The organism is Thiocapsa sp. (genome assembly GCF_011390875.1).
Taxonomy (GTDB): domain Bacteria; phylum Pseudomonadota; class Gammaproteobacteria; order Chromatiales; family Chromatiaceae; genus Thiocapsa.
The window spans coordinates 1-9,902 of sequence record NZ_JAABRP010000179.1; the positions used below are offsets into that span (position 1 = coordinate 1).

Below are 9,902 nucleotides of genomic sequence, written 5' to 3' on the forward strand. Positions count from 1 at the left end.
GTCGTGTTCAGCGGCAGGCTCGGCAGGGCTGCCGCCTCGGGCCCGGAGTAAAGGCCCTGGAACGGGCCCTTGAAGAGCGCCCTCGCCTCGCCGTCGAAGGCCGACTCCCAGGAGCGTTCGAGAAAACGCTGGCGATCCGCAAGCCCGATCGGCACGGGCAGAAAGCGCTGCACCAGATCCGGGAAGAGCATCCCGGCGACGACCGGCGACAGAAAATCGTGGCCGAGCGTCTCGCGCACCTGATCGAGCAGGCCATTGGTCTGCCCGGTTTCCAGCCCGGCCCGCTTCAGAGCGACATAGGTCGCCGCACCGAGGCTGCCGCCGGAGACGCCGCTGACCGCAAAGAGCCGCTCCGTGAAGGGCACGCCGAATTTTTGTTCGAGATAGGCCAGCGTCGAGGCAGTCCAATAGGCCGCACTGATGCCGCCGCCCGAGGTGGCGACCAGCACGACCGACTCAGGCGCGACGGCATTCCCGGCGCTGCCCTGCTGCCAGGCCGCGAGCTGCTCGACAGGCGTGGGCCGCTGGACCGCGATGTCCGCGCTGTCGCCGACGCGCAGCGCGTGATTGTCGTTCCAGTTACCGGACACCAAGGCCAGCAGCAGCACGGCGAGCGTGAGCGGCGGTGCACCGTTGGACATCGGCAGATAGGTCAAAACGCCGGTGCCGAAGAGGCTGATCCCGACCACGCCGAGCACGGCGATCGCAGGTGCTCCCAGCAGTTGCGGCAGCAGAACCGGCGCAATCACGAAGAGCGGAACCAGCGCGAAAGCGGCGATCAGCAAGGCCCGCCCGCGGCGCCGATGCCCCGTCGGGACGGCGTTGCGCAGGTCCAGGATCATGTCGTCTCGTTCCACCCCGAAAACCGGCCGGCGCACCACGTAGAAAAGCAACAACGCAAAACCCATCCCGAGGTAGAGCCAGCCGAGCAAGGTTTCGCTGCTCGGCGCCGCGGAGCCGATCTGCAGAAAGGTCCAGCCGATCGCGAGCGGCACCAGTGTGCCGACGACACGCGGCCACCAGCGTCGCCCGAAGGCCGCGTACTTGGGGTCCAGCGGGTAGGCGGGATACTCGACACCCAGCGTGAGCCGGGAGGTGTACCAGAGCGACAGGGAACCGATCAGCGTGCCGATCAGGAACAAGATGTTCCAAAGGAAATCGAGATCACCGAGCCCGAAACCGCGCTCGGCCGAGATGCGCAGCAGATCCTGGCCCTGGGAGGTCAATGCGAACAGGATCACCAGAACCGCGGTCCCCGCGATGTTGTAGGCAATCAGCCAGGGCACCCGCAGCAGCGAGTCCCAGATGAACTTGCGCACCGGCGAGTCCCAGTAGAACCTGACCCGCCGCACCAGCCTGCCGTCGTTCGCTCCCGGAGTGCTCATGGCTGTTCTCCCGCGCATTGGGGCCTGTAGACACTCCGAGTATAGTGCGCGGGGGAGGAGGAGCCAGCCCTCGGGCCCTACTGAAACCGATCATCCGATCGGTGGTGGGAGACCGCAGAGGCGACGTTCTCGAACCAGCCGGTGCGCACGTCTCTCGGCGTATCGAACGCCGGGACATAGGGCTTGATGTCCAGCAGCGGGGTTCCGTCGAGAATATCCACGTTCGTGATGGACAGCAGACCGCCCTCGATTTTGTCCAATCTCACGACGGACAAGCCGATCGAATTCGGACGCTTCGGTGCTCGGGTCGCAAACAGCCCGCGCGGTTCACGATCCAAAAACGGCACGGGTTGAAGATCGAATCCGCGGCTGTGGTGAAAGTGGTAGAGCAGGATCAGGTGCGAGAAGCCGTCGAGGTCTTTCAGACCCTCCCGAAATGCCTCGAACACCTCGATCGTGCCCTGGACGCCGAGCGCACCGGTCGGCTGAATCGGCATGTCCGTGGGCTGCGCGAACGGGGAGTGGATGGTGCCGATCGGGCTGTATTCGATCTTCATAAGTCCTCGGTGACGATGACCTCGCGGCTGATCAGCTCACCGCCGGGGTCTGGTGGATGAAGGCCGGGTCGGTCAACTGTCGCAACACGAAATCCGCAACGTCGGCACGGCTGATACGCCCGCCCTTGATCGAACGATCGCGCCCGAAGCGGTATGCGCCGGTGCGTGGGCCGTCGGTCAATCCGCCCGGACGCACGATGGTCCAGTCGAGCCCGCTCGCCTTGATGAGCCGTTCCTGCTCTTCCTTGGCCATCATGATGGGTTTCAACGTCAGATCCATGATGACGCGGAACGCCCAGCTGATCTGCTCGCGACTGTCTCCGACGCCCAGCGAGGTCACCGCAACGAGCCGGCGCACGCCGGTTTCGCGCATGCCTTCGAGAATGGTCCCGGTGCCGAGCGCCTCGATCGGCTCCCGGCTTCCGTGCGAGCCGAGGACACAGATCACTGCGTCCGCACCTTGGATGCAGCGGGTTGTCGCAGCCTGATCCAGGACATCCCCGACGACCAAGGTCAATCCTGTTTGCTCCGCAAGCTTCGAGGGATCGCGCACCAGCGCCGAGACGGCGTATCCCTGCGCGAGTGCCTGATCCAGAACCTGGCGCCCGGTTCCCCCGGTCGCGCCGAAAAGTGCGATGTGCATTGGGTGCTCCTCATGAAAGCCGGCAGCCGATCTGGTCTCAGATTAGGCCTCAGGTTACACCCCACAGCCAGGCCGCACCACGCACGCCCGAGGCATCGCCATGCCGCGCCGGCAGCAGCCGGGTCGCGACCTGATCGGAGAAGATGTGCGCCGTCCAGAGATCCGGGACGTGACGATAGAGCCGATCGAGCTTCGAGAGTCCGCCGCCCAGCACAATCATATCCGGGTCGAGAAGATTGACGACGACCGCGAGCGCTCGGGCCAGACGCGCCTCGTAGCGTCGGAGGCTGGCCTCGCACGCCGGGTCACCTGCGGCGGCGCGCACGGCGATCATCGCAGCATCCAACATCCCGGCGTGACGTCGCGCATGATCGGCCGCAAGCCCCGGACCCGAGAGATAGGTCTCGACGCAACCGGCGCGACCGCAGTAACAGGGCGGAAGCGGTCGGTCGTCCTCATCCTGCAGGGGCAGCGGCGAATGACCCCACTCTCCCGCGATCGCGTTGGCGCCGACCAGCAGTCGCCCGCGCACCACGACACCGCCGCCGACCCCGGTACCGAGAATGACACCGAAGACGGTCTCCGCACCGGCTCCCGCGCCGTCGACCGCCTCCGACACGGCGAAACAGTTGGCGTCGTTGGCTAGGCGCACCGGCCGGTCGAGCGCGGTCTCGAGATCACGCTGCAAGGGCTTGTCGTTCAGGCAGGTGGAATTGGCGTTGCGCAGACATCCGGTGAGCCGCGACACCGAGCCCGGGGTACCGACGCCCACGTTGGCTCGCGTTCCGAGCGCCTGCTCGGCATCGTGCACCAGGTCTGCGACCGCACGAACAGTCGCTGCGTAATCACCCTGCGGTGTCGCCACCCGCCGTCGCAGCAGCTCGTGCCCGTCGGTATCCAGCGCAACGATCTCGATCTTGGTCCCGCCGAGGTCGATACCGATCCGAGTCATCACGTTCGAGCTCCTCGCCCGGCCCGATCAAGATCCGGGGGCCGACTCCTCCAGCACCACGTCGAACAGCTCCAGTACCGGGTGACCGGCATAGGTCCCCTGAGGCGCCTTCGCCTGTGCATGGGCCTTGTGGAACGCCTCGGACTCGCGCCACGCATCGAAGTGGCCGCGCGAGGCCCAGGTCGTGTGGGATGCGTACAGCGTGGTCTCCTCGTCGTCCGGCCCCTTGAGGAGTCGAAAGGTCACGAACCCCGGTACCTGTGCGAGCCGGGATTGGCGCTCCCGCCAGAGGCGCTCGAAATCGGCCTCGAAACCCCGGTTGATGCGAAACCGATTCATGGCGATGAACATCGATCGGATACCCCGTGCTGTGGCTGTCAGGAACGGTTCAAAAAAGTAAAACAACTCGACGAGTGGCGCAGGCACCAGTCCGCTGCCGCTGCCGTTGCCTACAAAGACCTCCCGCCGACCCTCATCCTGGCCTGCTCGTCGTGGCCGGTGCAACACTGGGCGGGGGGAAGATGAGCGTGCCGGTTTCGAAGCCGGCCGCCCGTGCCTCGGCGATCAGCTCTTCCAGAATCTCGGCCGGTAATTGCGGTTGCCGGGCCAGGATCCACAAATACTCCCGGGTCGGTCCCGAGATCATCGCCCAGCGGTACTCTGGGTCCAGCGCGAAGACGTGATAGCCGCCGTAGAAGGGGCCGAAGAAACTGACTTTAAGGCTGGCGATATCGGGCGTGGACTGGAAATAGGCGCGGCCCTCGGCCGTCTTCCAGACGTCCTCGGCGGGATCGTAACCCCGGTTGAGCACGGCAAGACCTCCGTCCTCGCGCCGGCTGTAGGTCGCGGTCACCTGTTCCAGGCCGCGCTCGAAGCGGTGATCCAGACGGGCGATCTCGTGCCAGGTGCCGAGGTAGCGCTCGGCGTCGAAGCCTCGCACCGGCGCGATGCCCTCCGGCACACCGGTGCAGCCGCTCGTCAGCAGGATCGGGAGCAGGAGGAGAAGCGCGAGCAGCGACGGGCGAGGATTCATCGCGTGTACCGGGTCGGGTGGATGTCGGTGTCGTTCGCATGTCCTTTGCGGCATCGTCGCCCGCTCGGACGCCTGTCGCTCGGCGGCACGGGCAGCGTCGGTCGGCCCTGCATCGCGACACCGACGATGAACGCGGCATCAGGCTAGGGACCGTCCGGAGACCTGTCAACCTGGATCCGGCAGTTGAACCCAGATCCGGCAGTTGAACGGGCCCCGGAGTGCGTCCCGCGCGGTGTCCGGCAAAGCGCAACGAGGCGGCGTCGTGGCTCTTACAACAACGCGTTGCAACGCAGTCGGGCGCCGTGCGGGGCCTGGCGGGGTCGTCGCGGCCACCACGCGCGCGGCCGGGACCGAGCTGCAATTCGACCCGACCTCGCGCGACCCGCCTCATCACCGACGGTGCCGATCGGCCTTGCATTCTTAACGAGAACTATTATCATTACGATAAGAGCGGGGCTCCGATGCCTCTGCCCGATCATCCCTTCACCCCGATCGGGTCACCGCGCCCTTGTCCGCGTGGTGTCCCTGGAGACATGGTCATGCGCGAGTTTCTCATCAGTACGGTCGCAACAGGTGTCCTCCTACTCGGTTTGATGGGCGCCCATACCGCGGCACCTCCGCCGGGAGCATCGTCCGCGCTGGATCGCACGCCGGCTGCGCTGCACGCCGGCTCGAAGCGATTGCCGACCACCGACGCGGAGAGCGCCTCATGAGCGCCGCGATCGAGCGCGCCGAGCATCCCGGGCGCACGCAGCCCGAGCTTCAAGACGCCGTCTTCAGCGCCGAGCTGTTCGACCCCGGCGGGGAGCTGCGCATCCGGCATCGCGGTCGCCTGTATCGGCTGCGCGTCGCGCGCGCGGGCCACCTCGAGCTCGTCGGCCCGAAACACTCGTCGCGGACGGCCCGTGTCGGCTGACGGATCGGCGTTGTCCGCAGCCATGCGCGGACCTGCGCAAGCCGCATCCTGGATCGACAGCCACTACAGCCACGTCGCCTGGGTGCGCAACATCAAGGAAAAGTTCGACGTGGAGATCGGTTTTCCGATCATCGCCGACCTCTCGATGCAGGTCGCCAAGGCCTACGGGATGATCCAGCCCGGCGCGAGCGATACCTCGGCGGTGCGCGCGACCTTCGTGATCGACCCGCAAGGCGTGCTGCGCGCCATGCTCTACTATCCAATGAGCAACGGCCGCTCGATCGACGAGATCCTGCGTCTGGTGAAAGCCATGCAGACCTCCGACGCCTACAAGGTCGCCACCCCCGAGAACTGGCAGCCGGGCGAGAAGGTCATCGTCCCGCCGCCGGGCAGCGTGGAGGAGGCGAACGCACGGGTCGCGAGCGGCGAGTACGAGTGCGTGGACTGGTACTTCTGCAAGAAGTCGCTCTGAGCCTGCGCATCCGGCTTGAATGATACGCACAGCCCCGGCCGAAAGGTCGGGGCTTTTTTGCGTCGGTGGCGAAGAGGCCGCAGCATGGCTCGCCGCCGGCGATCGAGCCATACGTATTGGTCACACGCGCATCGCCGGTATTCGAGGTCTCCGCCGGAGCGGAGCGCCCCGGCCCCGGGCCGGAACATGGCGGTTTCTCAGAAGATCGTATCCGGTTAATCGACGTCGGACGCTCGTGCAACGCCCGATTGCATCCGAAACGGATCGTCCCGCCGCGCCGCCCCCCCCAACGCTCCGCTGGTCCGACGACCAACATCCCCTCGTCTGAAACGACCCGCCCTCGTGGTGGATTTTTTGTGGGCGAGGCATGGAAGCCCCGCGACCGACTGCGGTTCTGTCATGCGCCAAAGGTGTGACACAACGAAAAACGGCTCGGGAGAGTTGCTCCCAAGCCGCTGTCTTATGGTGCGCCCTGCAGGGCTCGAACCTGCGACCACCTGATTAAAAGTCAGATGCTCTACCAACTGAGCTAAGGGCGCGAAAGCCGCCTAGTATAATGCCGCGCGCGGCCTTTTTGAAGGGTTACGACGCGCACCCTTCGAAACAGGCGTCGTTGCGGCCTTACGCCGGCCGGGATCTCTCAGCGTAACTCTTGCCCGATCCGCTCCAGGCGGCTTCTGGCGAGGCGCGCCTCCGTGCTGTCGGGGTAGCGCTTGACGACGTCCTCGAGCACGGCGCGCGCTTGGTCGAGCTGTTTTTGCTCGTATTGGATGTAGCCGATCTTGAGCATGGCGCCGGGGACCTTCGGGCTGTCGGGGCTCAGTTGGACCAGGCGATCGAGCTCGGCCAAGGCGGCTGGATAGTTGCGCTGGACATAGTAGGTCTCGCCGAGCCAGTAGCGTGCGTTGTCGGTGAACTGGCCCTGCGGATAGCGCCGGAGCAGGTCGTTGAAGGCGGCTTGAGCCTCGTCGTACTTGCGCTCTTTGAGCAGCTCGAAGGCGGCGGCATAGGCATCGCGTTCGCTGCCTCCGGTCGTCTCGGGCGAAGGCAAGGAGGGGATGCCGGCTGCACCACTCGACGAGGGGACAGGCGCACCGATCGGAGGCTGCGGATCGGGTGTGCCGGCGGGAGCATCAAGACTGCTCCCATTGAAGTCGACAGCGCCGGCCCCTGGATCGCCGTTCCGGTCGCCCGGGGCGGCGGGGCTCAAGGGATCGCCGCGATCGGCGCCGAGCCGCGAGTCGATGTCGAGAAATTGATCGCGCTGCTGGCGTTGCAGCTTTTGGATCTCGAACTGCTGCATCTCGACCAACCCGCGCAGCTCCTGCATCTCCATCTGGAGCTGCTGCATCTGAAGCAGGAGATCGGATCCGGCCTGATTCTCGAGGATGCGCTCCATGCGGGCGAGCCGCGCCTCGAGTGCGGGGTTTGCAAAGGTCGTCGCCGGGATGGCCGCAGCGACAAGGGCCGCAGCCAGAATCAAGACAATCGGTCGGATACCCATCGAGTGCACTCCTAAACCCTGCTTCGGCGACAACCGAGACCTTCGCGCTCGACAGTCGTCCAACGACCTAAAGCGCCAAGAAAAGCAGATTAAATGAAATTCTTAGACGATTTGAATCGCGTCAACGCCGACACCCGCAGAGCCACGGCGAAATCCGATCCCACCGAAAAGCCCGCAGGTCGCACCGGACGCGATTCAACGCGATTCAATACTGGATCACGACACGCCGATTCAACCGCCACGCCTGCTCGCTATGGCCCGGATTGGCCGGGCGTTCCTCCCCATAGCTGAGCGTGCTCAACTGGTTCGGCGGAACACCGTCGGCAATCATCAAACGCCGTACCGACTCGGCACGTTGATCGCCCAGGGCGAGGTTGTACTCGCGTGTCCCGCGCTCGTCGGTGTGGCCTTCCAGTGTCGCCTTGACCCCAGTGTTGGTGCCCAGGTAGCGGGCGTGGGTGCGCAGCACCGGGAGATATTCGGGTTTGATCTCGGCGGTGTCGTAGTCGAAATAGATGGTCCGCTGGTACAACGGGTTGCTCGGATCCTCCCAGGGGCCTGCATAGACCGGGCGCGTCGTCTCGAGCGGTGCGGTCGTGGCCGGCGCCGTCGGCTGCGGCGTGACCGGCTCGGGCAACTGTTTCGGCGCACTCGTACAGCCGGCTGCGAAAGCGCAGGCGAGCACGACGAGAGGGAGGATCAGCGCCCGCGCCCGAAGGCCCTTGGGGTTCGTTGTCATCACAGACTCCTTCACCCCGGCCTCGGGGATTGGACATTGGATTGCTGGGTGCGCGCCGGGATCATTTGATGAAGGGAGACCAGGCGGGCTCGCGGACCTCGCCGGAATCCTGCGAGAGGCGCTGGTTGCCGCCGCCGTCGATCGAGGCTGCGGCCAAGACGCCGCGACCCCCGTGGATGGTCGCGTAAATTACCATGCTGCCGTTCGGTGCGAAACTCGGAGACTCGTCCAAGCTGCCGTTGCTCAAAAGGCGCCTGAAGCCGCGATCCAGATCGATCAGCCCGATGCGGAACATTCCGTTGACGCGTGTCACCAGGACGATGGAGCGTCCGTCCGGCGCGTAGGAGGCGCGCGCGTTGTAGTCGCCCTCGGAGCTGATCCGCTGGGCAGGCCCGCCGCCCGAGCCCATCCGGTAGATCTGAGGACTGCCGCCGCGATCGGAGGTAAAGATGATCTGTTGACCGTCCGGCGACCAGGATGGCTCGGTGTCGATGGCGAAATGGTCGGTGAGGCGCACCAGCTCGCGACTCGTCAGATCCAGGACATAGATGTCCGGATTGCCGTCCTTGGAGAGCGTCATCGCGAGCTTGCGCCCGTCGGGCGAGAAGGCCGGCGAGCCGTTGATGCCGGGATGGCTCGCGACCAGCTCGCGGCGCCCGCTGGCCAGCTCCTGGACATAGATGGCGGCGCGCTTGTTCTCGAACGACACGTAGGCGACGCGGCGCCCGTCGGGAGACCAGGCCGGCGACATGATGGGCTCGCCGGAGGAGACGATGGTCTGGGGCTCGTAGCCGTCGGCGTCCGCGACGCGCAGGGTCACGGTCTGGCCTTCGCCCTGGCCGGTGGCGGTGACGTAGGCGATGCGGGTGGCCGCCACGCCGCGCTGGCCGGTGAGCTTCTGATAGATGATGTCGGAGATACGGTGCGCCGTGTTGCGCATGCCGGCCTTGGTGGAGACGAGTGTGCTGCTGGCGAGCTGGTCGCCGCGGAAGGCGTCGTAGAGGATGAAGCTGACCCGGTAGCCGCTGCCGTCGGCCTCGACGCGACCGATGACCAGGTTATTCATCCCGAGCAGGGTCCAATCGCGCAGATCCACGTCCTCGTGCCGGGCCGGCATGTCGAGCATGTCGCGTGTCGGCATCGGACGAAACCGCCCGGTGCGCGCGAGATCCGCGCTGATGACCGCGGCGATGTCTACCGGCGGGATGAGCCCGTCGCTGACGCCGAAGGGGACGACGGCGATCGGCTGGGCTGCCTCCACGCCGCCGGTAACCTCGATGTTCAGACGCGCCTGCGCCGGTCCGGCCCCGAAACCGAGCCCGAATCCGAAAAGGACGACGGCGAAGGCCATGAGGATCGAGGGGCGGCGCTGGTATCGGGGCATAGGGGTCTGTCCTGGCTAAGGCTTGAAGGTGAAATCGAACTCGCGGAAACGCTCGAACACGGGGCCGGACGGCACGGGCAAAGGCGATGCCTGATTCACCGCGGCGACGACCGACTGATCGAAGGCGGTATTGCCGCTGCTCTGGATCACGCGAACGCTGTCGGGTACCACATCACCCCCCGGGATGACCCGTACCGAGACCACCGTGGCGAGATCACGACCGGTCGCCGGCGGCCGGACCCAAAACTGACGGACCTTATCTCGGATGACAGGAACGTAGCGATCGGCCTCGCGCGCAAGCTGCTCCGAAGCCAAAG

Annotated in this window: 11 protein-coding genes, 1 tRNA gene and 2 pseudogenes; 3 read left to right on the top strand and 11 right to left on the bottom strand. The window is 65.8% G+C overall.

Features of this window, described 5'->3' with window-relative positions; genetic code table 11:
* From GPT33_RS14150 to GPT33_RS14175, 6 genes and pseudogenes are all read right to left on the bottom strand, one after another.
* Positions 1-1,385 (bottom strand): annotated as a pseudogene (locus tag GPT33_RS14150) (hypothetical protein); the annotation flags it as partial.
* Positions 1,386-1,462: 77 nt separating this feature from the next.
* Positions 1,463-1,942, bottom strand: a complete 480-nt coding sequence (tsaA, locus tag GPT33_RS14155; RefSeq protein ID WP_296810015.1) for a tRNA (N6-threonylcarbamoyladenosine(37)-N6)-methyltransferase TrmO — start codon at positions 1,940-1,942, stop codon at positions 1,463-1,465.
* A gap of 31 nt (positions 1,943-1,973) precedes the next feature.
* A complete protein-coding gene (locus GPT33_RS14160; protein ID WP_296810017.1) occupies positions 1,974-2,585 on the bottom strand; it encodes an NAD(P)-binding oxidoreductase in 612 nt (203 codons plus the stop codon).
* 49 nt (positions 2,586-2,634) lie between these two features.
* Complete coding sequence (locus tag GPT33_RS14165; RefSeq protein WP_296810019.1) at positions 2,635-3,537, bottom strand: ROK family protein; 903 nt, start codon at positions 3,535-3,537, stop codon at positions 2,635-2,637.
* A 27-nt stretch (positions 3,538-3,564) separates the two neighbouring features.
* Positions 3,565-3,876: an antibiotic biosynthesis monooxygenase gene (locus GPT33_RS14170; protein ID WP_296810021.1), complete on the bottom strand. Its 312-nt coding sequence runs from the start codon at positions 3,874-3,876 to the stop codon at positions 3,565-3,567.
* A 133-nt stretch (positions 3,877-4,009) separates the two neighbouring features.
* The gene (locus GPT33_RS14175; RefSeq protein ID WP_296810023.1) at positions 4,010-4,570 is read right to left on the bottom strand and encodes a lipocalin family protein; all 561 of its coding nucleotides are present in this window, start codon (positions 4,568-4,570) and stop codon (positions 4,010-4,012) included.
* Between the two features lie 539 nt (positions 4,571-5,109).
* Between GPT33_RS14175 and GPT33_RS14180 the strand changes: the two genes are divergently transcribed.
* From GPT33_RS14180 to GPT33_RS14190, 3 genes and pseudogenes are all read left to right on the top strand, one after another.
* On the top strand, positions 5,110-5,283 hold the full coding sequence (locus tag GPT33_RS14180) for a hypothetical protein (RefSeq protein WP_296810025.1): 174 nt from the start codon (positions 5,110-5,112) through the stop codon (positions 5,281-5,283).
* Positions 5,280-5,486: a hemin uptake protein HemP gene (hemP, locus tag GPT33_RS14185; RefSeq protein WP_296810027.1), complete on the top strand. Its 207-nt coding sequence runs from the start codon at positions 5,280-5,282 to the stop codon at positions 5,484-5,486. Before GPT33_RS14180 ends, hemP begins: the two co-directional genes overlap by 4 nt.
* 52 nt (positions 5,487-5,538) lie before the next feature.
* Positions 5,539-5,958, top strand: a pseudogene (locus GPT33_RS14190) (redoxin domain-containing protein); the annotation flags it as partial.
* Positions 5,959-6,421: 463 nt separating this feature from the next.
* Here GPT33_RS14190 and GPT33_RS14195 read toward each other — a convergent pair.
* The 5 genes from GPT33_RS14195 to tolA form a co-directional block, all read right to left on the bottom strand.
* Positions 6,422-6,497: transfer RNA gene (locus GPT33_RS14195), tRNA-Lys, on the bottom strand.
* Positions 6,498-6,598: 101 nt separating this feature from the next.
* Positions 6,599-7,462 (bottom strand): tol-pal system protein YbgF, encoded by an 864-nt coding sequence (gene ybgF, locus GPT33_RS14200; protein ID WP_296810029.1) that lies wholly within the window; start codon positions 7,460-7,462, stop codon positions 6,599-6,601.
* Positions 7,463-7,667: 205 nt separating this feature from the next.
* A complete protein-coding gene (pal, locus tag GPT33_RS14205; protein ID WP_296810030.1) occupies positions 7,668-8,201 on the bottom strand; it encodes a peptidoglycan-associated lipoprotein Pal in 534 nt (177 codons plus the stop codon).
* Positions 8,202-8,262: 61 nt separating this feature from the next.
* Positions 8,263-9,585, bottom strand: a complete 1,323-nt coding sequence (tolB, locus tag GPT33_RS14210) for a Tol-Pal system beta propeller repeat protein TolB (RefSeq protein WP_296810032.1) — start codon at positions 9,583-9,585, stop codon at positions 8,263-8,265.
* A 15-nt stretch (positions 9,586-9,600) separates the two neighbouring features.
* Positions 9,601-9,902: cell envelope integrity protein TolA (gene tolA / locus GPT33_RS14215; protein ID WP_296810035.1), on the bottom strand; the 302-nt coding region annotated here is incomplete at its 5' end.

Excerpts from the sequence above, each read along its gene's own strand:
- GPT33_RS14160 (WP_296810017.1), bottom strand. The coding sequence starts at position 2,585 with ATGCACATCGCACTTTTCGGCGCGACCGGGGGAACCGGGCGCCAGGTT.
- ybgF (WP_296810029.1), bottom strand. The coding sequence starts at position 7,462 with ATGGGTATCCGACCGATTGTCTTGATTCTGGCTGCGGCCCTTGTCGCT.
- tolB (WP_296810032.1), bottom strand. The coding sequence starts at position 9,585 with ATGCCCCGATACCAGCGCCGCCCCTCGATCCTCATGGCCTTCGCCGTC.
- GPT33_RS14165 (WP_296810019.1), bottom strand. The coding sequence starts at position 3,537 with ATGACTCGGATCGGTATCGACCTCGGCGGGACCAAGATCGAGATCGTT.
- GPT33_RS14180 (WP_296810025.1), top strand. The coding sequence starts at position 5,110 with ATGCGCGAGTTTCTCATCAGTACGGTCGCAACAGGTGTCCTCCTACTC.
- pal (WP_296810030.1), bottom strand. The coding sequence starts at position 8,201 with ATGACAACGAACCCCAAGGGCCTTCGGGCGCGGGCGCTGATCCTCCCT.
- GPT33_RS14170 (WP_296810021.1), bottom strand. The coding sequence starts at position 3,876 with ATGAATCGGTTTCGCATCAACCGGGGTTTCGAGGCCGATTTCGAGCGC.
- GPT33_RS14175 (WP_296810023.1), bottom strand. The coding sequence starts at position 4,570 with ATGAATCCTCGCCCGTCGCTGCTCGCGCTTCTCCTCCTGCTCCCGATC.
- hemP (WP_296810027.1), top strand. The coding sequence starts at position 5,280 with ATGAGCGCCGCGATCGAGCGCGCCGAGCATCCCGGGCGCACGCAGCCC.
- tsaA (WP_296810015.1), bottom strand. The coding sequence starts at position 1,942 with ATGAAGATCGAATACAGCCCGATCGGCACCATCCACTCCCCGTTCGCG.